The sequence below is a fragment of the Exiguobacterium sp. U13-1 genome, assembly GCF_001750115.1.
Lineage (GTDB): Bacteria > Bacillota > Bacilli > Exiguobacteriales > Exiguobacteriaceae > Exiguobacterium_A > Exiguobacterium_A acetylicum.
The window spans coordinates 2,126,377-2,143,963 of record NZ_CP015731.1 but is presented as its reverse complement, the minus strand read 5'-3'; the positions used below and the strand labels follow the sequence as shown (position 1 = coordinate 2,143,963).

Annotated in this window: 29 protein-coding genes; 15 read left to right on the top strand and 14 right to left on the bottom strand. The window is 46.9% G+C overall.

Features of this window, described 5'->3' with window-relative positions:
* Window positions 1–57 precede the first annotated feature (57 nt).
* Window positions 58–720: a Type 1 glutamine amidotransferase-like domain-containing protein gene (locus ESP131_RS11195; RefSeq protein WP_069940752.1), complete on the top strand. Its 663-nt coding sequence runs from the start codon at window positions 58–60 to the stop codon at window positions 718–720.
* Complete coding sequence (locus tag ESP131_RS11190) at window positions 717–1,274, top strand: histidine phosphatase family protein (RefSeq protein WP_029341809.1); 558 nt, start codon at window positions 717–719, stop codon at window positions 1,272–1,274. Before ESP131_RS11195 ends, ESP131_RS11190 begins: the two co-directional genes overlap by 4 nt.
* A gap of 5 nt (window positions 1,275–1,279) precedes the next feature.
* Here the strand turns inward: ESP131_RS11190 and ESP131_RS11185 are convergent, their stop codons facing one another.
* Complete coding sequence (locus tag ESP131_RS11185; protein WP_029341808.1) at window positions 1,280–1,552, bottom strand: hypothetical protein; 273 nt, start codon at window positions 1,550–1,552, stop codon at window positions 1,280–1,282.
* A 147-nt stretch (window positions 1,553–1,699) separates the two neighbouring features.
* Between ESP131_RS11185 and ESP131_RS11180 the strand changes: the two genes are divergently transcribed.
* Both ESP131_RS11180 and ESP131_RS11175 read left to right on the top strand, forming a co-directional pair.
* Window positions 1,700–2,236 carry a PadR family transcriptional regulator gene (locus ESP131_RS11180; protein WP_029341807.1) on the top strand — a complete coding sequence of 179 codons (537 nt, stop codon included), beginning with the start codon at window positions 1,700–1,702 and terminating at the stop codon, window positions 2,234–2,236.
* A 1-nt stretch (window position 2,237) separates the two neighbouring features.
* Window positions 2,238–2,702: a DUF4188 domain-containing protein gene (locus ESP131_RS11175; RefSeq protein WP_069940751.1), complete on the top strand. Its 465-nt coding sequence runs from the start codon at window positions 2,238–2,240 to the stop codon at window positions 2,700–2,702.
* Between the two features lie 35 nt (window positions 2,703–2,737).
* Here ESP131_RS11175 and ESP131_RS16545 read toward each other — a convergent pair whose 3' ends face one another.
* Window positions 2,738–2,896, bottom strand: a complete 159-nt coding sequence (locus ESP131_RS16545; protein WP_081637378.1) for a DUF1272 domain-containing protein — start codon at window positions 2,894–2,896, stop codon at window positions 2,738–2,740.
* A gap of 136 nt (window positions 2,897–3,032) precedes the next feature.
* Between ESP131_RS16545 and ESP131_RS11170 the strand changes: the two genes are divergently transcribed.
* Genes ESP131_RS11170 through ESP131_RS11160 form a run of 3 tightly spaced genes read left to right on the top strand, consistent with a single transcriptional unit; the run spans window position 3,033 to window position 4,871 of the window.
* Complete coding sequence (locus ESP131_RS11170; RefSeq protein ID WP_069940750.1) at window positions 3,033–3,458, top strand: Lrp/AsnC family transcriptional regulator; 426 nt, start codon at window positions 3,033–3,035, stop codon at window positions 3,456–3,458.
* Entirely contained in the window at window positions 3,455–4,213 is a 759-nt protein-coding gene (locus ESP131_RS11165; protein WP_069940749.1) for an aminoglycoside phosphotransferase family protein, read from the top strand. The genes ESP131_RS11170 and ESP131_RS11165 overlap by 4 nt, the downstream gene beginning before the upstream one ends.
* Window positions 4,214–4,238: 25 nt before the next feature.
* Window positions 4,239–4,871: a Type 1 glutamine amidotransferase-like domain-containing protein gene (locus ESP131_RS11160; protein ID WP_069940748.1), complete on the top strand. Its 633-nt coding sequence runs from the start codon at window positions 4,239–4,241 to the stop codon at window positions 4,869–4,871.
* Here ESP131_RS11160 and ESP131_RS11155 read toward each other — a convergent pair.
* Both ESP131_RS11155 and ESP131_RS11150 read right to left on the bottom strand, forming a co-directional pair.
* The gene (locus ESP131_RS11155) at window positions 4,864–5,322 is read right to left on the bottom strand and encodes a VOC family protein (protein WP_069940747.1); all 459 of its coding nucleotides are present in this window, start codon (window positions 5,320–5,322) and stop codon (window positions 4,864–4,866) included. The two genes, ESP131_RS11160 and ESP131_RS11155, sit on opposite strands and share 8 nt — an antisense overlap.
* On the bottom strand, window positions 5,319–5,690 hold the full coding sequence (locus ESP131_RS11150; RefSeq protein ID WP_069940746.1) for a winged helix-turn-helix transcriptional regulator: 372 nt from the start codon (window positions 5,688–5,690) through the stop codon (window positions 5,319–5,321). Before ESP131_RS11150 ends, ESP131_RS11155 begins: the two co-directional genes overlap by 4 nt.
* Window positions 5,691–5,809: 119 nt before the next feature.
* On the opposite strand from ESP131_RS11150, the gene ESP131_RS11145 reads away from it, so the two are divergent.
* The 4 genes from ESP131_RS11145 to ESP131_RS11130 all read left to right on the top strand — a co-directional run bounded on the left by ESP131_RS11145 (window position 5,810) and on the right by ESP131_RS11130 (window position 8,766).
* Window positions 5,810–6,490 carry an NAD(P)H-dependent oxidoreductase gene (locus tag ESP131_RS11145; protein ID WP_069940745.1) on the top strand — a complete coding sequence of 227 codons (681 nt, stop codon included), beginning with the start codon at window positions 5,810–5,812 and terminating at the stop codon, window positions 6,488–6,490.
* A 195-nt stretch (window positions 6,491–6,685) separates the two neighbouring features.
* Entirely contained in the window at window positions 6,686–7,120 is a 435-nt protein-coding gene (locus ESP131_RS11140) for a MarR family winged helix-turn-helix transcriptional regulator (protein WP_069940744.1), read from the top strand.
* A 65-nt stretch (window positions 7,121–7,185) separates the two neighbouring features.
* A complete protein-coding gene (locus ESP131_RS11135; RefSeq protein WP_035397186.1) occupies window positions 7,186–8,169 on the top strand; it encodes a ring-cleaving dioxygenase in 984 nt (327 codons plus the stop codon).
* Between the two features lie 54 nt (window positions 8,170–8,223).
* Window positions 8,224–8,766: an NADPH-dependent FMN reductase gene (locus ESP131_RS11130; RefSeq protein ID WP_029341801.1), complete on the top strand. Its 543-nt coding sequence runs from the start codon at window positions 8,224–8,226 to the stop codon at window positions 8,764–8,766.
* A 59-nt stretch (window positions 8,767–8,825) separates the two neighbouring features.
* On the opposite strand, the gene ESP131_RS11125 is transcribed toward ESP131_RS11130, so the two are convergent.
* The 3 genes from ESP131_RS11125 to ESP131_RS11120 all read right to left on the bottom strand — a co-directional run bounded on the left by ESP131_RS11125 (window position 8,826) and on the right by ESP131_RS11120 (window position 9,638).
* Window positions 8,826–9,035 (bottom strand): hypothetical protein, encoded by a 210-nt coding sequence (locus tag ESP131_RS11125; protein ID WP_029341800.1) that lies wholly within the window; start codon window positions 9,033–9,035, stop codon window positions 8,826–8,828.
* A gap of 75 nt (window positions 9,036–9,110) precedes the next feature.
* Window positions 9,111–9,281 carry a hypothetical protein gene (locus ESP131_RS16685; RefSeq protein ID WP_156772513.1) on the bottom strand — a complete coding sequence of 57 codons (171 nt, stop codon included), beginning with the start codon at window positions 9,279–9,281 and terminating at the stop codon, window positions 9,111–9,113.
* Window positions 9,282–9,293: 12 nt separating this feature from the next.
* The gene (locus ESP131_RS11120) at window positions 9,294–9,638 is read right to left on the bottom strand and encodes a DUF2200 domain-containing protein (protein WP_069940743.1); all 345 of its coding nucleotides are present in this window, start codon (window positions 9,636–9,638) and stop codon (window positions 9,294–9,296) included.
* Window positions 9,639–9,720: 82 nt separating this feature from the next.
* Between ESP131_RS11120 and ESP131_RS11115 the strand changes: the two genes are divergently transcribed.
* The gene (locus ESP131_RS11115; protein ID WP_069940742.1) at window positions 9,721–10,422 is read left to right on the top strand and encodes a hypothetical protein; all 702 of its coding nucleotides are present in this window, start codon (window positions 9,721–9,723) and stop codon (window positions 10,420–10,422) included.
* On the opposite strand, the gene ESP131_RS11110 is transcribed toward ESP131_RS11115, so the two are convergent.
* Together ESP131_RS11110 and ESP131_RS11105 are read right to left on the bottom strand one after the other, a co-directional pair.
* Complete coding sequence (locus ESP131_RS11110) at window positions 10,423–11,451, bottom strand: ABC transporter permease (protein WP_069940741.1); 1,029 nt, start codon at window positions 11,449–11,451, stop codon at window positions 10,423–10,425. It abuts the gene before it with no gap.
* Window positions 11,451–12,167 carry an ABC transporter ATP-binding protein gene (locus ESP131_RS11105; RefSeq protein ID WP_069940740.1) on the bottom strand — a complete coding sequence of 239 codons (717 nt, stop codon included), beginning with the start codon at window positions 12,165–12,167 and terminating at the stop codon, window positions 11,451–11,453. Before ESP131_RS11105 ends, ESP131_RS11110 begins: the two co-directional genes overlap by 1 nt.
* 154 nt (window positions 12,168–12,321) lie before the next feature.
* Between ESP131_RS11105 and ESP131_RS11100 the strand changes: the two genes are divergently transcribed.
* Window positions 12,322–12,909, top strand: a complete 588-nt coding sequence (locus tag ESP131_RS11100; protein ID WP_069940739.1) for a TetR/AcrR family transcriptional regulator — start codon at window positions 12,322–12,324, stop codon at window positions 12,907–12,909.
* Window positions 12,906–13,436: a nucleotidyltransferase family protein gene (locus ESP131_RS11095; RefSeq protein WP_069940738.1), complete on the top strand. Its 531-nt coding sequence runs from the start codon at window positions 12,906–12,908 to the stop codon at window positions 13,434–13,436. The genes ESP131_RS11100 and ESP131_RS11095 overlap by 4 nt, the downstream gene beginning before the upstream one ends.
* Window position 13,437: 1 nt before the next feature.
* Here the strand turns inward: ESP131_RS11095 and ESP131_RS11090 are convergent, their stop codons facing one another.
* Genes ESP131_RS11090 through ESP131_RS16680 form a run of 4 tightly spaced genes read right to left on the bottom strand, consistent with a single transcriptional unit; the run spans window position 13,438 to window position 16,537 of the window.
* Window positions 13,438–14,691 carry a hypothetical protein gene (locus tag ESP131_RS11090; protein WP_069940737.1) on the bottom strand — a complete coding sequence of 418 codons (1,254 nt, stop codon included), beginning with the start codon at window positions 14,689–14,691 and terminating at the stop codon, window positions 13,438–13,440.
* 30 nt (window positions 14,692–14,721) lie between these two features.
* The gene (locus ESP131_RS11085) at window positions 14,722–15,978 is read right to left on the bottom strand and encodes a hypothetical protein (RefSeq protein ID WP_069940736.1); all 1,257 of its coding nucleotides are present in this window, start codon (window positions 15,976–15,978) and stop codon (window positions 14,722–14,724) included.
* Between the two features lie 5 nt (window positions 15,979–15,983).
* Window positions 15,984–16,376 (bottom strand): hypothetical protein, encoded by a 393-nt coding sequence (locus tag ESP131_RS11080; protein ID WP_069940735.1) that lies wholly within the window; start codon window positions 16,374–16,376, stop codon window positions 15,984–15,986.
* Entirely contained in the window at window positions 16,346–16,537 is a 192-nt protein-coding gene (locus ESP131_RS16680) for a hypothetical protein (RefSeq protein ID WP_197499323.1), read from the bottom strand. Before ESP131_RS16680 ends, ESP131_RS11080 begins: the two co-directional genes overlap by 31 nt.
* A gap of 182 nt (window positions 16,538–16,719) precedes the next feature.
* On the opposite strand from ESP131_RS16680, the gene ESP131_RS17015 reads away from it, so the two are divergent.
* The gene (locus ESP131_RS17015) at window positions 16,720–16,842 is read left to right on the top strand and encodes a hypothetical protein (protein WP_256442776.1); all 123 of its coding nucleotides are present in this window, start codon (window positions 16,720–16,722) and stop codon (window positions 16,840–16,842) included.
* Window positions 16,843–17,044: 202 nt separating this feature from the next.
* Here the strand turns inward: ESP131_RS17015 and ESP131_RS11075 are convergent, their stop codons facing one another.
* Window positions 17,045–17,572 carry an HAD-IIIA family hydrolase gene (locus tag ESP131_RS11075; protein WP_069940734.1) on the bottom strand — a complete coding sequence of 176 codons (528 nt, stop codon included), beginning with the start codon at window positions 17,570–17,572 and terminating at the stop codon, window positions 17,045–17,047.
* Window positions 17,573–17,587 lie beyond the last annotated feature (15 nt).

Here is a 17,587-nt window from a genome sequence, read left to right as displayed (position 1 = left end):
AGGATACCAGAAAGAAACAAATATTGTAAACTGAAGCAAAGGACAGGAGGTATCATGATGGACTATTTATTAACATCTGGTGGGATACAAAATCCATCGATTCACAACGCGTTACGCGAGATGCTCGGAAAACCGATTGAGGAATGCAATGCCATCGCGATCACGACAGCTTCCTACGCATTAGGCAGAGGAACGGCCCTCGCTGTCAACTTCATTCAAGGAAAAGATGAGGCACCGATGGTCGATTTAGGATGGAAGTCAGTCGGTCTGTTGGAATTATCAGCGGTCTCGGTAATTGATCCAGCAATTTGGCAACCAGCGGTCGAACAAGCAGATGTCATCCTCGTTAATGGTGGTGATCCACTCTTTCTACATCACTGGTTCGTCGAATCGGGCTTCGATCGACTATTACCGCAACTGACCGGTGTTTATGTCGGGATGAGCGCCGGTAGCATGGTGCTTACGCCACGAATCGGAACGGATTTCGTTGGGTGGAAAAAGACGCCGGAGCAATCGGACGCAACATTAGGTCTCGTTGATTTTTCAATCTTCCCGCACCTCGAGCATCCGCAGTTACCAGACAATCACTTACAAGCTGCCAAGTCTTGGGCTGAGATATTAACGAATCCAGCTTACGCAATCGACGACGCGACAGCGATCCGTGTCATCGGTTCGAACGTAGATGTAATTTCTGAAGGAACGTGGGTCCAGTTGCGATGAGGACGATCTATTTCGTTCGCCATTGCGAATCGATCAAAACAGGCAGTGATCGAGGGCGGGGATTAACAGATGCAGGTCAAGAACAAGCGCAGGAACTCGTAGCGTTCTTTCAAGCGATACCGATTGATATCATTTATTCTAGTCCGATGCGACGGGCGATGGATTCCGTCCGTCCGCTTGCTGAGCAACGAGATTTGCGAATCTACGAGGCAGCGTTTCAGGAACGGCGTTTTCAGGAAACAGACGAACGTTTATCACCTGAACGGCTAGAAGAACTGTTGAAGCGATCATTCCAAAATGACGATTACGCGCAAAGTGGTGGAGAGTCGAATCAAATAGCACGCAATCGTGTTCTAGTAGCCATCGATCATCTACGTAAAACCCACCCGCACCACCGAGTGGTCGTCGCGACGCATGGTCTCGTGTTGGCGTTAGTGCTCGAACACTACACTGGACGACCAGCCAATGAGTGGCTTAACACGATGGCGAGTCCAGCAATCCATCAACTGACATTCGATGCAAGCGGGAAAACGTCTCATGAACAACTATTGTAAAATGATTAAATCTGCCCGCTGAAGATGAAACCGAGAAAGAGCAGTAGTAACACGCCAAGCGGAACGGCACAAGCGAGACTGACGTATTTAAGGATTCCCGGTTCGCGTCGTTTGATGGCGACGATCCCGAGTCCGATTCCGAACAGATAAATGGCAAGTCCGATCGGAATCGTAAGCATCGAGTTCGGTCCGAACGACCAGTTGAGCGGCGGGAAAATCATATAGGCGATGAGTAGACCGAGCAAACTAAAGAAGATAGAAGCTTTAGCGTATGTCATATGAGAACTCCTTTTAATTAAGTATGTGAACAAGAATTCGGATTTAAAACGAGAATTCCTGCTTCATTTAGTGAATTTCTTGTTTGGCATTTGAATGAACGGGAACTATATCTAAAAGATAGTATCTTTTAGATATAGGAGGGACCGATGCCTAAAGAAAACATGACTCGTTATGCGATTCTCGGACTTCTTGCAAGTGGATGTACGTCTGGTTATGAGATGAAACATACGATCGACACGAGCTTGAATCACTTTTGGAAAATCAGCTTCGGACAAGTCTATCCGACGCTGAAACGGTTAGAGGCGGAAGGATTGATTGTTGAAGAGGTCACGGATGGGGAACGGAAACAATTCGCTCTGACGAAAAACGGGCATGCGGAGCTCGAGCGGTGGGTCGCTGAACCGTCCGTCGAATTGCCCGTGCAACGGAACGACCTGTTGTTGAAGCTGTACTTCGCTCGACATGCTTCAAAAGAGGTCACCTTGCAGAAAATTCAGGAGCACGCTCGATTGCTCGAAGAACGGCTTGAGACGTATCAAGCGATCGATGCGATGATTCGTTCTTATCCTGACTCGAATGATGCCGTCTATTGGTTATTGACGCTTGATTATGGCATTCGGAAGACACGGGCGTTACTCGACTGGTGCGACGCTTCCCTTGAGACCCTTGAAGGAGGAAATTGACATGAAACGGATCATTGCGACTCCGAACAAAGACGTCGTCGTGTTCGGAGTCGGTTTACGGATCAATCGCTTACGTTCTGTCCGGCAGTGGTTACCGACGGTCCAAGCGATGGGACCGATGCTACAAGAGTGTTATGAAAACGATGTCGGTCTGATTTCGCATGAGTCACTTGTCGGTTGGCGTTCCGTGACGTTGATTCAGTATTGGCGTTCGACGGAAGAATTGATGGCATATGCCCATGGTTCCCGTCATTTGACGGCGTGGAAACGATTCAATCAGAAGGCACGGACATCAGAAGCGGTCGGGATCTTCCATGAGACGTTCGAAGTCAGCAATTATGAGTCGATGTATGTCAATCTTCCAACCCGAGGTCTAGCGAAAGCACTCGGGGAGTCGGCGATCAAGCCGCATCAAGAACAAGCAAAAGGGCGCTTAGCCGAGCGGCAATCACAAGAGACGATCTAAATAGACAAAAGACGGGTGCCGAGGCATCCGTCTTTTTAAGTCGCGACTGGTGTGACGGGTTCGAGCATCTCCCCGCAGTTTTGGCAAATATGATCGAGCGTTTTCGTACACGGTTCGCAAAATGTACAAGCGTGCGAGCACTGATAGACCGTCGTTTCAATCGTTTCTTGGCACCGGACACAGGTTGGTTCCATAAGTATCACCTCCTGTTACTAGTATAAGAAAAGCATTTTGATGAGCACAGTAGGAGAACATAGAAAAAGGCTATATTTCCCTTTGATTCCATGTTAATTTGAAGAAAGTGGTTTTAATTCGAAGGGAAGATGAAAAATGGACCAAATTGATCAACAGATTGTCCGGATTCTGCAAGACGATGCCCGGATTCCATGGTCGGAACTCGGACGTCAGATCGGATTATCGGCACCTGCCGTCATCGAACGGGTCCGAAAAATGGAGGATACGGGAATCATCGAAGGGTTCCGTGCTGTCATTAATCCAGAAGCACTCGCGCAAGGGTTACTCGCGATCGTCATGTTCGAAGAGACACGCTGTGCAGGCTTGATTGAATTTTGTAAAGGACATCCAGAAGTCGTCGAGTGTCACCGCCTGACCGGCAGCTATAACTTCATGGTCAAGTTGCAAACCGCGTCCGTTGCAACACTGGAACGTTTTCTCGATGATGCATCGGTCTACGGCAAACCGTCGACCTGGATTCGGCTGTCGACGCCAGTGCCGTTCACGGGATATACGGTATGACGGAAGCGACACGTGTACGGATCGAACAACTGACGGGGGATATCGAGTACATCGAACAACTCGGTGAGCAAGGGGGAACATCGACGGTCTACCGGGTTGAAACGAAAACAGGAAAATACTTACTCAAGACTGCTACGAAAGCGAGGTACCAGGAATGGCTCGCAGAAGAAGCAATCGTCTTAGAAGAATGGATGCAACGAGAACCGGGGTTCCTACCTGAGTACGTCGGCTTTTTAAAGACGGAACAGCAAAGCCATCTCTTGATGCAGTGGCGAGACGGGATAACGTTGACGACAGCTTTAAGACAGGCGACAAGCGAGCGACGGATCCAGCTGTGGCGAGCATTCGGGACATATCTTTTTCATTTTCATCAACGAGCGACAGGGGGAACGTCACAGGATTGGTTAACGGAACGACTCATGACAGCGGAACGTTATGTCACATCTGTTTGGACGTCCGGCACGATGGATTTACTGAAACAACTAAAGTCCTCCTGTCCGGAGCCGATAACTGCCAGTTGGATTCATGGCGACTGTACGACAGACAATCTGTTGGTCGCGACGGACGGAAAGCTCTCGTTCATAGATGTCGGAGCGATGAGACCGGGCGATCGGCGGTATGATATCGCTCTCGCCATCAGTCCAATCATCAATGATCCGGTAGCACTCGATGCCTTTTATGAAGACTATCGCTTTGAGCGACTAACTACACGAGAATTTGATTATTACGAACACGGACTGTATTCCTTTTTCTAAAAAGTCGCTGCAAAGGAGAAAAAAGATGAACCTCATGCTAATCGGAGGCGGTCAACTGGTTGCTCCGTCTCATCAATTCATCAATCGGCATGTCGTTCAACTGACGAAACACGCACCACATATCGTCTTCCTGCCGACGGCAAGTCGAGATGAATTGCTATACCAACAACAATTTCGAGATACATATGAAGCAATTGGAGCGATTGTCTCGATCGTCACGCTGTTTGACGACGAACAATCCATGGAGACGCAACGACGACTAATAGAAAATGCCGACATTCTTTATGTCGGTGGTGGCAATTATCCGTTACTCGTTCAGACGTTTGCTGTAAAAGGCATGGATGTATTGCTTGAACAAGCCATCAAGCGTGGAACGTGGTACGTCGGTGTCAGCGCTGGAGCGATCTATGCGATGGAATACGGAATCCGTACGAGTGAGGACGGAACGGACTATTACCTGGATACGGGGCAAGGTTGGCTGAGTGGTTGTCTCTGTCCACACTTGAACCAGGAAAAACGGGCAACCCGTTTTCAGGAACACCTGTCTCAAATGAATCACGCCATCGGATTACCTGACGATACGGCGTATATTCTTTCTGGGACCGATTACTATCGATTAGGCGAAGGACACGCGTTGTATGGATGTTACATTAAGTGAACGTTAGCGTCTCGAACTCTAGGAGTGTCATCTTCTTCGATAGTCGTTTCGGATTCGGTAAGTGACAGATGAATTCAAGACTATTGCCATCCGGATCATTGAAATGCAGTTTGGCATGGGCGTAATCCGTATGTGTCATAACGAAGGGCTCATCTGGTCCAAATCCAAATGCAGCGCGTGGTTCGATTTGACGCTCGCGCAACCAATTCGGAGCATTTCGTAAAAAGTCGATATCAACAGTTAAAGCGATGTGTCGGATGGAAGGATGATACGGTGTGTTCGTATGCTCACTAAGCCAAAGTCCAATCCAACTTTTTCCGGGTTCAATCCATAAAAATGCGATTCGATCGTCAATGGTATGATCAAAGGTTAATCCGAGTGATTCGTAAAATTCAATCGATCGATGTAAATCAGATACCGGTAGATGCGCTTCATATAGTGAGAACGTCATCGAACGAGTTCTCCTGCAGCACGATGTTCGAGCACGCTTGACATATGATCGGTCGCCCATTGTTTCATCATCAGGACGAGCGGACGAAGTGTCTCACCGAGCGGGGTCAGCGAATACTCGACACGAGGTGGTACTTCTGCGTATGTCACACGATGGATCAGCCCATCGTGCTCGAGTTCTCGCAGTTGTAAGGTCAAGATACGCGGACTGATGGATTCAGAGGTCTTCAACAGTTCTGAAAAGCGAAGCGGACCGTCAAGTAGTTGATAGAGTAAGATGGCTTTCCATTTTCCACCGATTACTTCGACCGTCGCTGCGGTCGCACAAGAATAGGTGTTTAGAAACATACAACTGTCTTCGATTGGCATGTGGATCGTCTCCTTTAGTTACATGATTGATAGTATGTCACTTCAAAGTGCGTACTTGTCGCTTGATATGAAGCGGCATACACTTCAGATGTCACTATCATACGAAATGAGACTAGAACATGTTAACTAAAACGACTACCGATTTACGAAAACAACAGATTCTCGAGGCATTCGCCTTCCGTCACGCGACAAAACGATTTGCGGACAAACAGATTCCGGAAGATGATTTTGCTTTCATACTCGAAACGGGACGTCTTTCTCCATCATCGTTTGGCTACGAACCGTGGCGTTTTCTCGTCATTCAGGATGAGTCGCTTCGTGCGCGGCTTGCACCGTTTGCGTGGGGCGCTGCCGGACAACTTGAGACAGCGAGCCACTTCGTCATCCTCTTGGCTCGAAATGAACAGGACATGCATTTTGACGCGCCTTACATCAATCATATGATGCAAGATGTGATCGGATTAACTCCTGAAGCACAGAAATGTCGTTATTCATTTTATCGGCAGTTCCAGGAAGCCGATTTCGATCTTGTGTCATCCAAGCGCGCTATGCGGGATTGGTCGGCAAAACAAACATACATTGCGCTCGGCAACATGATGACCAGTGCGGCACAGGTCGGGATTGATTCGTGCCCGATGGAAGGATTCGACCAACAAGCCATCGAACAGCTGTTACGTGAAGAAGGACATTTGACGGACAATCTGAATGTCGCTGTCATGGCAGCGTTCGGTTACCGAAATGCAGCACCGGCGCATGCGCAAACGCGTCAAGCCATCGCTGATCTCGTTGATTGGGTCTAATATTCAAGCTATTTTTAAAAACTATGTGATTCATCCCATCTGAGCCGAAATTTTTCTTCGGCTCAGTTTTTTTAGTTTGTTACGCATCAAGTCCACATAAATATGATTCAAAACAGTTGACGAACAAAAATCGAGATGGTATATTTATCTCGAATTAAAGATATATGAATTAAAGATACAAAAGAGGTGAACGAAATGACTCCACCGAATCCGAACTTGAAAGCATTAACGGTCATGGTGCGCGCAGTCGATGCGTTACATGAAGTCATCAAGAAGGATGTTGCGCAATGGGGGTTGAACCCAACGGATTTTTCGGTTCTTGAGTTGCTGTTTCACAGAGGCAGGCAACCGATTCAATTGATTGGGAAAAAAGTCTTGATCACGAGCAGTAGCATCACCTATGTCATCGATAAGCTCGAAAAAAAGAATTACGTTGTCCGCAAAGCCTGTCCAGAGGATCGGCGTGTGACATTTGCGGAACTGACCTCTGAAGGACACCAACTGATGGAAGCTATTTTTCCGGAGCACGAACAAGCGATCAATCAAGTATTTCAAGGAATAGCCCCGTCAGACCTCGAAGCATTCATCGAGACAGCCAAAACGATCGGCTATCAAGCAAAAAAACAATAAAAATTTTTTTAGACTGATATCTCGAATTCGAGATAATAACCATTACATTAAAGGAGTGATTTTTCATGAATGAATTAAAAGGAATCCACCACGTGACAGCGATTACGAGCAGTGCCGAGAAAAACTATGACTTCTTTACGAACGTCCTAGGAATGCGATTGGTCAAGAAGACCGTCAATCAGGATGACATCCAGACGTATCACTTATTCTTCGCCGATGATAAAGGATCTGCCGGAACGGATATGACGTTCTTTGATTTCCCTGGTATCCAAAAAGGGTCACACGGAACGAATGAAATCTTTAAGACAGCGTTCCGTGTTCCAACGGATGCGGCACTCGAATACTGGATCAAACGCTTTGACAAATACGACGTCAAGCATCGTGGTATCAAAGAACAATTCGGCAAGCAGACGCTCTCGTTCGTCGATTTCGATGAGCAACAATACATGTTGATTTCTGACGAGCATAATCAAGGTGTCGCTTCCGGCACGCCGTGGCAAAACGGTCCGGTACCCCTCGAGTTCGCGATCACGGGACTCGGTCCAATTCACATCCGGATCGCGGAATTCGACAATTTAAAAGCGGTACTTGAACAAGCGATGTTGATGCGCGAAGTCGATCAAGCTGGTTCCCTGCACTTGTTCGAGATGGGCGAAGGCGGAAATGGTGCCCAAGTCATCGTTGAGCACAACGTCGTTCTACCAAGCGGACGTCAAGGATTCGGAACGGTCCACCACGTCGCTTTCCGCGTTGAAGATACGGCTGCCTTACAGGAATGGATCGAGCGGATGCAACAGCTTCGCTTCAACACATCCGGTTACGTTGATCGCTTCTTCTTCGAATCGCTCTACGCTCGTGTCGCGCGTGGTGTCTTGTTCGAGTGGGCAACGGATGGTCCTGGTTTCATGGGTGATGAGCCATACGAAACGGTCGGGGAGAAATTGTCATTACCACCATTCCTCGAGCCACAACGAGCACAAATCGAACAAATGGTCCGTCCGATCGATACGGTCCGGAGTACGCGCAAGATCGAAAAAGAATACCTTTAAGAGAACATTACGATAATGTAACTAACCGCATCTAAACAAGAGGAGGAAATGAAAATGGAGAAATTAAACATTGGTATCGTCTTAGGATCCACACGTGAAGGACGCCTCAGCCCACAAGTCGGGAACTGGGTCAAACAACTCGCGGATCAACGGGGGGATGCGAACTATACGATTCTTGATATCGCCGACTACAAATTACCGCTCCTAGGTGAAAAGGACGGGGATGCGTCAGGTGCTGCTGATTGGTCGAAGGATGTCGCGGCACAAGACGGATTCGTCTTCATCGTCCAGGAATACAACCACTCCATCGCAGCCTCACTCAAGAATGCGCTCGATTATTTACGAGTCGAATGGAACAATAAAGCGGCAGGGATCGTCTCTTACGGTTCTGTCGGTGGAGCGCGGGCAGCAGAACACTTGCGCGGCATCCTCGGTGAGTTATTGATTGCCGATGTCCGTGTGCATCCGGCATTATCCTTGTTCACTGATTTCGAGAACGGATCGGTCTTAAAAGCGGCAGCCGTTCAAGAAACATCGGTCAACCAAATGCTCGATCAAGTCATTCCGTGGGCAACGGCGTTAAAAACGATTCGCTAATTCGTGATTGATCAGAAAACCCCCTCATTTCAGCGAAATGAGGGGGTTTTCTATCGTTGTCATGTACAACACGACGTGACGCGGCGCAGATCCTTTTCTTGAATGTAAAGCGTGTGTTGGCGGACTTTATAAGGAATGTCAGCCGCTTGAAGACGTTCGAGATAGTGACCCGTCGGAGCGACCGTCCATTTCACATATGTTGTTGCGGCATTCGGTGAAGCAAGACAGATGAGTAGCAAAAGCGGAAGGATCCATTTTCGAATCTTCAATCGTATACCTCCTTCATTATTTCAAATACTGTATTAATGATTTTATTGTTTAAATCAAAAACTAAAAATCACGACTCACGTCAACAAAAAATAACTGACCATCAAGCCGACCAACAGACCACTAAAAGCAAGTCGATAGACGGGTGAACGATGGGTTCCTTTATTTCGTTTGACTTGATAGACGATGAAATAGGTCGCACTGGTCACCATGACGAGGATCGCCAGTGTACTGAGTAAAGTAGACATCAGCATTCCTCCTTATCGTAAGATTTTAGCTAACGCTTTTCCTTTCGCCAACTCATCGACGAGTTTGTCGAGAATCCGGATGTTACGAATGTGCGGATCCGTTAGATTTTCCACACGAATCCCGCAGATGACGCCAGTGACTAAAAATCGGCGTTCGTTCAGGTCGGGTGCGTGCTCGAAAAAGGCTGCGACAGTTTGGGTTTGTATGGCTTGTTCAAGAGTTGATTGCGTGTGTCCGGTCAACCAGAACAGCACGTCATCGAGTTCCTCTTGTGTCCGTTGCTTACGCTCGACTTTTTGACGGTATACCTGATACAGCTGCAACATTGGCATTTGAAATACTTTTTCGTAACTCATCTGAATCGCCTCCTTTCATGGTAACATATGGGAAAAGATCTTGTGTCACGGATTTCAAGTCGGTTTGGAGGTGCAGGATGAAATGAGACATCGAATCATTGGAATGACTTTTTTGACGTACCTAGTCCTATTTTTAGGCATCATGGGTGTAAAACTATCGTATCAAGCATTGATCGATCCACCGATTGATCAATCGACAGGGAACTGGGTACATATTCCGAGCAAGATCTTACCGACTAAAAAAGTCATCTATGTGAAAGAAGAACAAATCATCAAACAACCGGATTCTTCAAAAATTGGGCACGAAAGATATCGGAAGGAACCTAAAAAGAAAAAACCGATTGAGCTTGGGGAAGGTTTCTTGACAGATGCGATCAATCAAATCGCACGTATGACTCCTTGGATGGTCGCTCTAGTCATCATCTACCTGTATCGTCGACAACGATTCAACCGTATGCAGTGGTCATTTCCACCAAGGCATCAACCAAAACGAACCGCTCTATCGCTAACGCTAATGCCTGAAGTCCAGTCCTCATCAGAAGACAGTATTCTTGATTCAAAAATTCGTGAAGCAGTGCGCGCGTTCAATCGGTCACTTGCTCCAGTACAACAACGGCGGACACATGAGACGCTGACGGAGTGGTTAACACGTTTAGAGGTCACGGTTCCGTATGAGATGTATCAGCTCGTTCGGTATGCCGACGTGGCAGAACAGACACTTGATCCTTCTCGACGGACTGTTTTCCTTGAACAGCTTAAGCAAAATCAGACACGGCTCGTGTAATCAGCCGTGTCTTTTTTGGTGTCCGCGATATTTATTGAGAGCGAGCATGTTCAACAGGAACAAGGCTGCGCCATAAAGGAATAATCCGAACCAGTACGGCCAGATGCTTGACCAACCGTTGCCGTAGACAAGTACTTCCTTGATTGCGCTCGCCCCGTAAAAGATTGGGGTGATATATCCGATGTTCCCGAGTCCATACGGGATTAAATCAAGTGGAATCAAGCCGGAGAAGAAAATCTGCGGAATGATCGTAAAAGGAATTAACTGGACGACTTGTAATTCAGACTGGGCGAAGATCGAGATCGTTGCCCCGAACAAAACCGCGACGACAGCAAGTCCGAGCATCGTCAAGAAGACCCAGATGATTGAACCTGCAGATGGCAGATCAAGAACGGTCGTCGCATATAGTACGACAAGAATGGCTTGGATGGAAGCGAAGACGCTATAACCGAGCGTGTAGCCGAAGATGACATCCGTTTGGCGAATCGGTGTCATCATCAGTCGCTCGAGTGTACCACCACTGCGCTCCTTGACGAGTGCCATTGCTGATAAGATAAAGACGAAAAAGAAGGAGAATAGCGATAAAAAGACGAATCCGAGCGCGTCAAACGTCGATTGATCGACATCTCCGTACAGATAGTTCGTCTTAAGTTGCATCGTCGGTTGCAGTGACGCAAGTCCAGCTTGAATCTCGCGTAGTGCTTTCGAACTTTTCGTCGATGGTTCGCGGAGACTTAAGGACAGCTGATTGTCGCTCATCTCTAAGACGACGTCGACCGTTTCGTGATCTTTGAGATAGACTTCCGCATCACTACCGTTATACGTTTTAAGCGACAGATCCTGCTTTTTAATCGCTTGTGAGACCGGAGCTGGTACATCCTGGTCAATGGCGACGACAGGCGTGTAATCATCGTTTCCAAGTAGGAAATAGATTAAGGTGAAGATTAATAATGGAGCAAGCAAAATGAGTCCGACGCTTCGTTTATCGTTCAACGTTTGACGGATGACCCGTCGTGCGAGTTGCCACATTACGTCACGTCCTTTCCAGCAAGCAGGAACAGTTCCTCGACCTGACCGTTTTCAGTCTGCGCAAGTAAACGGTCGAGCGGATCGTAGGCGATGATCCGACCGTTATAGATCAATGCCGCCCGGTCACACTCATTGATTTCATCCATGACGTGGGTTGAAACGACAATCGTCGTGCCTTGCGTACGGATCGTTTGGAATTGATTCCAAATCTGGCGGCGTAACACGGGATCGATCCCGACGGTCGGCTCATCCAGAAATAGGACGCTAGGGCGATGCAGGATCGAGATGGCGAGGGATAATCGTTTCTTCATCCCGCCGGAATAATGGCGAACGAGCTTTTTTTGATCATTTGTTAAATCGACGAGCGTTAACACTTCTTCGATGCGTTTCGCTAAGTCCTGACGAGACATGTTGTATAAGGAACCGAAAAATTGCAGATTCGCAAGGCCAGATAAATCCTCGTATAAGGCATCATTTTGTGGCATGAAACCAATCTGCGATAACATCTTGAAGTTTGGTATCGAAGTGTCGCCAATCTGAATCGAACCTGCGTCTGCTTGGATTGCACCAATCATCAAACGAATCAATGTCGTCTTTCCGGAACCTGACGGACCGAGCAACCCACAAATTTCACCGGATGGAATCAAAAGATCAATCTGTTGGAGGACGTTCTGTTGATGAAATGATTTTGATACACCGTGTAATCGTAAATCCATCGTATTCTCCCTCCTTTTATGAAATAATTATTGAACAACGTGTTGATTAATTTCATTATAAAAGGGAGAGAAACTGGGAGCAATGACCAGTTGACGTCCATCTGTCGCTTAAGCGACACATCCCGACAATCTGTTGAAGAAAGAGGCGATTTCGATGAAAAAACAGGATTTACGCGTTATCCGGACCGACCGGAGGATACGCGAGACGTTCCTTCAGCTGATCGATGAAGTTGGTTTTGATGGTGTGACGATCAAGTTGTTGACGGACCGGGCGGAAGTCAACCGTGGGACGTTCTACCATCATTACGCGGATAAATACGAACTGCTTGAGCGGATGACGAATGAGATTTTTGAAAAGATTGAAGCGACATTTGAACGCGAGATTCCGTTCGTTCTGATCAACAAATCGGAGGACTCTCCGTACCGACGAATCATTCCGTTTCTAACGTTTCTTTATGAACACCGGACGCTGATGCGGATCTTACTCAGTCCATCGAGTGACGGGATGTTTCGGAAGCGGGTCCGTGATTACATGCAACAGATTCTGTTCTCGGGACTACCGGAACAAGGAGAACGGCTTGTTCCAGAAAATTATCTCATTGCCTATCTCTCAGCCGCCCATCTCGGTGTCATCGAATCCTGGTTGAGCCACCCAAACGAGACATCACCGGATGAAATTGTTCGAATTGTCTTTACGATTTCGATGGAAGGACCGTTTCGAGCAGCGGGGTTCCGGCGATGAGTCTTGAGCAAGTCTTAGAAAAAGTCGTCGTTTGTTTGCAGCAAGAACGGATTCATTTTGGTATCGGTGGTTCATTATTGTTGGCGCAGCATGGACTACCAGTTGTACCGCGCGACATCGATCTCGTCGTCGCGTTAGCGGACGCCGAACGAGCAGTCCAACTGTTGGCGGACATGGGGACTGTCGTCGAACAAGACAAGACGTCACTTTATGCGACGGAAGTGTTCCAGGAATTTATCATCGAAGGAATCGATATCGATTTGATGAGCGGACTGCAGATTCGTCATGGTGAGGGCGTGTTCATCTATCCGTTTGATGAACAATCGATTGATTCAACTGGACGTCCGTTCATGTCACTCGTTGATTGGTACGTCAACTATCAACTGATTCCAGGACGGGAACAAAAGGTCGCGATGATTGAGCAATGTCTTGCTAAGCAGGAAGCGGACCGAGAGCGACTGGAACAGCTGAGACGACTCGTTCTTCCAAAAGCAATAAGGAATCGGATAGATCAATGGCTGAACTAACTCATAAGTCGCGCAATAAAACGACTTCGTTCGTTGCCGGTAAGTAAGCATGAACGGAGTCGAGTAGTCCGCAGAGGACGTACTGATCGAGCGCCTGGTCGAAGACATAATATGGCTTTAATGTCAGATAAGGCATGAGTGCGTCACGTATAACTTCTTTGGGCACGCTATTAGGCAACGGTTGTGACGAGTCATGGTAGAGCGCGATAATCGACTCGTTATCAACGATTAGGCTGACTTCATAAGTTTCTTCAATCAGGAGAATCGTCAAACGACGTTTATGAGCGAGATTTGGGTCGTCATGTGTCCGGCGTACGTTCACGTTAATGAATGGAAAATCCCGATAGATTTCCTGAATCGTCCACGCTCCTGACTCCTCAGGATACTCCGCAGCGATGAGGTCTACAGCAATTGACTTACAAGTCATCAATGTCCCATCGGTCAACGGTCGATAATCCGGGTGTGGCGTTTGAGCTTCGGCATCGCGTGCCGTGACGGCGTCTCTCCGCTTAATCAATTTACGCGTGAAGGAGAACGTAGATGGCTTGTCCCATGTCACGATCTCCTTCATGGCAACGGACGAAGTGTCTGGATCACTAAAGGGATACGTGAGCGAGTCGTTTTGAGAAACAAAGATTTCCTCGATTGTATGCGCCTGTATTCGTTGTTGCTCACCAGGAGCTGAAAAGAACCGTATCTGTTCTGTAATGATCGGTGTGATTTGAACAGGTGACAGTGAAAACGATTCAGTCGGATAATTGTTGCTCAGGGCGGGGGTTCCATACACACTGAAAAAATCAAGCGCTCCGTCGTCCGTCAATTCAAGCGAAATGAAAAAACCAGGGAAGAGGCGAATTCCGTTTTGGCAGCTGACATACTGATACAGCGAATCTTGGTGCTTCAGTAACATGAACTCCTGGTCGAACGTCATTCCTAACTCTTGCTCTAGCCAGGAAGTCTGTGTGTCTGAATCACGCAAGTCCTCTGGAAGAGAATAAATTGTGACATCACCATGTTTGTTGATTGATGTCGTTCGTCGTGTAACTGTATCGACTTGGATCTCAATCGTACCGTCTGGATAACTCTCGTCTTCAAACCATGGACCGTGCAGGATTGGGAACCAACATGTCTCAAACGAATACTGCGTTGCACCATGAATTTTTTCGCGGTGATAGAAGGATTCATGTAAGACATAATCGTTCAGTTGATATTTATCTTGAATATGGGAGATTAAATCTTTCGTTAATGGATGCAACTCGTTCACTCCTTCGTAACTATCTTCAATTTATAGATTGCGTAATAAAACGACCTCATTTGTTGCGGGTAAGTAAGCATGATTTGAGTCAAGCAAGCCACAAAGAACGTATTGACCTTTTGAAGCGGCAAACACATAACGCGGCGTGAGTAAAAGGTACGGACGTAATGCGTTGAAGATGATGTCTTGCTGCTCATCCTCGAGCTCCGGTGCGCTAACGGAATCGAACACGGTATGGAGTTCCTGATCGTCGGTCAAGCTAATCCAGTGAAGCGTCTTTTCGTCAAGGAGAATCGTGACGCGCCGATGCTGATCAACATAGGACGTCGGATGCGCGCGTGACAATTTGACAGCAAGGTAGGGATGTTGCCGGTAAATGTGACGAATTGTCCATTGTCCGGACTCGCCAGGGTACACGTTTTGGACGATTTCTTGAATCGCAATTCGACAGGCGTTCACCGTCTCTTGCTGGATTGGACGAAAATCCGGATGTTCGGATTGCGTGATCACATCCTCTGCTGTCACGCTTGCTGCTGATTGGATAGGATGGCATTTGAGAATTGAAGATGACGGATTTGTCCACGTTAAGATGTCATTTCGATCGAGTGATGACGTGATATCCAGTTTACTAGGCACAAGGATAGACCCTTCTTGCGTCACGATCGTCTCGACGACGGTATGCGCGTATTGATGTCCTGGTTTTGTATAGGAGAACCATTTTAGTTGTTGTTTAGTTAGCGATTTGATGTCCTCGAGCGTTAAGGCGAAAGGTTCCTGTTTCACATGATGATCAAGCGGATGAGGACCGTATAGGAACAACTCATCGAGTTGACCGTTGTCCGTTAACGTCAGATGAATGAAACAACCGGGAGACAGCCGAATCCCTTCATGACAACTCACATAACTAAAAAAAGTTTCGTTTTCTTCTTCGAGCATGAAATGCGTACCATGGATCATGTCGGTCTCTGATTCGATCCAAGCCATCCGAGTGGTTGGATCACGTAAATCGTTAGGCACGGAATGAATCGAGGTCGGACCGTGTAAGGATAACGTCGTCGTTCGTTTCGTAACAGGGTCAATTTTAATCTGCACGGTTCCTTCAGGAAGCAGCGTGCCATCCTCTTCCTCGATAACCGATGCACCTCGCGGAATCCAAAACGTTTCAAAAGAGTAAACGGTTTGGTCGTTCCGTTTGTGTCGAGCGTAGGACGATTCATAGAGTACATAATCGGTTAACCGATATTTCTCGAGCATGTATTCAGTCAGTTGTTTTGTTAGGGCATGCAAGCTGTTCACTCCTTTTTTTGTATGTCCTCCGTGTCGTCAATCAAGGTTGGAATGACGAAGTCAGGTAAGGTTTGGAATAAGCGATCGGATGTCTCGAAAAACGGTTGATTTGAAACAACATTCACGACATCTGCATCGTAGCTGAACGCAAAGACAGACATGTTTTCCTGCATGGAGACGATGACCGTTTTTTCTGGTCTTTCGGAGTAGTAGTGCGTTCGGTATTCAATCCGGAAGACATATGGTTTGGTCGACCAGATGACAAGATCATTCCAACTCGCGTGGGAATGGATGTAAGAATATAATCGTTGGAAGTCTTCGGCATGCTTAAGCTCAACGACGATAAAACGTTTGTCCGCAAGTGGTGTTAAATCATTGTATGTAATCGATGAAGCCAATTCTCAAGAAATGAACTTTTAAACGAAGAGGATTCATCGTCTGGATTCGTAAAGATGCTGAAGGCAGATGTGTAGTCTTGTTCTATGACGAATCGTAGATTGTCAGGATTTGAAAAATCATTTGGAATCAATTGAAGATCATCATCGTAATAATAAGGCATGTACTCAAATGTTAATTGCAACCTATTCACCTCTGTTTCGTACGTTCAGTGTAACGTGAATCCCTTCATAATGAAGGGTAATTGAAAATTATTACATAATTGTAAGGGTTCAAAATGTAGTAAATGCATTATTATATTAGAATATATATAAGAGAACCATTGAAGTATAGGAGGAAACAAAAGTGTCAGAGTTTAATCTAGCTATGAATGTGTTATTCGGAAGTATCCATATCATCCTCATGGCGATGGCTGTTCCTTCGATCATCTACGCGCTTTATCTATTACGGAAAATCGCTAATAAATGAATGCAGGGATTTATTGGTAATAACAAGAAGGTAGTTAAAGTACTTACGCATCATCAAAAGGAGGCGATGACATGTCATTTTGGACATGGTTTGCAATCTTATTTGTGTTAGCGGTTAGTGTCTACGCATCTTCTCAGCCGAAACGTTCGAAGAAATAAAAAAGGCGCGACTTCCACAATGGAAGTCGCGCCTTTTCGTTTGTTCAGTTTTGCGTATCGAGCCAAGCGATCGCGTCCGTCAAGTCGTCGGCAATGTAGTCAACGTTTGCTTGTTCCACCCGATCAGCGTAATCACGAATCGAGCACTCTCCGGCACCGGTTCGGACTAAGATTTTGATACACCCGGCATGCGCAGCTGCCACCATATCACTCCAGCGGTCCCCGATGACGACACATTGCTCGAGTCGGAGATTGTGTTTTGTTTGTGCTTGCCATAATAAATTTGGTGATGGTTTGCGACAAGTGCAGCGATCTTCCGCTGCATGCGGACAAATCAGCACGTCATCAAAGCCGAAGCTCTGTAATTCTATTCGAAAATCCTCTTCGCGGGCCAAGCCTTTTGAGATACCAGGTTGATTCGTGAACGCAATCAGTAAAATCCCTTGATTACGTAAGCGTTCGATTAGCGAAGAAACGTATGGAAATAACGCAAACGTTCCAGGGTAGTGGACGGTAGCATCTCCACCAATCGTTCCGTCTCGGTCAAGAAATATTGCCTGAATAGAATTCATGTGTACAACTCCTTT

Excerpts from the sequence above, each read along its gene's own strand:
- ESP131_RS11195 (WP_069940752.1), top strand. The coding sequence starts at position 58 with ATGGACTATTTATTAACATCTGGTGGGATACAAAATCCATCGATTCAC.
- ESP131_RS11190 (WP_029341809.1), top strand. The coding sequence starts at position 717 with ATGAGGACGATCTATTTCGTTCGCCATTGCGAATCGATCAAAACAGGC.
- ESP131_RS11185 (WP_029341808.1), bottom strand. The coding sequence starts at position 1,552 with ATGACATACGCTAAAGCTTCTATCTTCTTTAGTTTGCTCGGTCTACTC.
- ESP131_RS11180 (WP_029341807.1), top strand. The coding sequence starts at position 1,700 with ATGCCTAAAGAAAACATGACTCGTTATGCGATTCTCGGACTTCTTGCA.
- ESP131_RS11175 (WP_069940751.1), top strand. The coding sequence starts at position 2,238 with ATGAAACGGATCATTGCGACTCCGAACAAAGACGTCGTCGTGTTCGGA.
- ESP131_RS16545 (WP_081637378.1), bottom strand. The coding sequence starts at position 2,896 with ATGGAACCAACCTGTGTCCGGTGCCAAGAAACGATTGAAACGACGGTC.
- ESP131_RS11170 (WP_069940750.1), top strand. The coding sequence starts at position 3,033 with ATGGACCAAATTGATCAACAGATTGTCCGGATTCTGCAAGACGATGCC.
- ESP131_RS11165 (WP_069940749.1), top strand. The coding sequence starts at position 3,455 with ATGACGGAAGCGACACGTGTACGGATCGAACAACTGACGGGGGATATC.
- ESP131_RS11160 (WP_069940748.1), top strand. The coding sequence starts at position 4,239 with ATGAACCTCATGCTAATCGGAGGCGGTCAACTGGTTGCTCCGTCTCAT.
- ESP131_RS11155 (WP_069940747.1), bottom strand. The coding sequence starts at position 5,322 with ATGACGTTCTCACTATATGAAGCGCATCTACCGGTATCTGATTTACAT.
- ESP131_RS11150 (WP_069940746.1), bottom strand. The coding sequence starts at position 5,690 with ATGCCAATCGAAGACAGTTGTATGTTTCTAAACACCTATTCTTGTGCG.
- ESP131_RS11145 (WP_069940745.1), top strand. The coding sequence starts at position 5,810 with ATGTTAACTAAAACGACTACCGATTTACGAAAACAACAGATTCTCGAG.
- ESP131_RS11140 (WP_069940744.1), top strand. The coding sequence starts at position 6,686 with ATGACTCCACCGAATCCGAACTTGAAAGCATTAACGGTCATGGTGCGC.
- ESP131_RS11135 (WP_035397186.1), top strand. The coding sequence starts at position 7,186 with ATGAATGAATTAAAAGGAATCCACCACGTGACAGCGATTACGAGCAGT.
- ESP131_RS11130 (WP_029341801.1), top strand. The coding sequence starts at position 8,224 with ATGGAGAAATTAAACATTGGTATCGTCTTAGGATCCACACGTGAAGGA.
- ESP131_RS16685 (WP_156772513.1), bottom strand. The coding sequence starts at position 9,281 with ATGTCTACTTTACTCAGTACACTGGCGATCCTCGTCATGGTGACCAGT.
- ESP131_RS11120 (WP_069940743.1), bottom strand. The coding sequence starts at position 9,638 with ATGAGTTACGAAAAAGTATTTCAAATGCCAATGTTGCAGCTGTATCAG.
- ESP131_RS11115 (WP_069940742.1), top strand. The coding sequence starts at position 9,721 with ATGAGACATCGAATCATTGGAATGACTTTTTTGACGTACCTAGTCCTA.
- ESP131_RS11110 (WP_069940741.1), bottom strand. The coding sequence starts at position 11,451 with ATGTGGCAACTCGCACGACGGGTCATCCGTCAAACGTTGAACGATAAA.
- ESP131_RS11105 (WP_069940740.1), bottom strand. The coding sequence starts at position 12,167 with ATGGATTTACGATTACACGGTGTATCAAAATCATTTCATCAACAGAAC.
- ESP131_RS11100 (WP_069940739.1), top strand. The coding sequence starts at position 12,322 with ATGAAAAAACAGGATTTACGCGTTATCCGGACCGACCGGAGGATACGC.
- ESP131_RS11095 (WP_069940738.1), top strand. The coding sequence starts at position 12,906 with ATGAGTCTTGAGCAAGTCTTAGAAAAAGTCGTCGTTTGTTTGCAGCAA.
- ESP131_RS16680 (WP_197499323.1), bottom strand. The coding sequence starts at position 16,537 with ATGCCTTATTATTACGATGATGATCTTCAATTGATTCCAAATGATTTT.
- ESP131_RS11075 (WP_069940734.1), bottom strand. The coding sequence starts at position 17,572 with ATGAATTCTATTCAGGCAATATTTCTTGACCGAGACGGAACGATTGGT.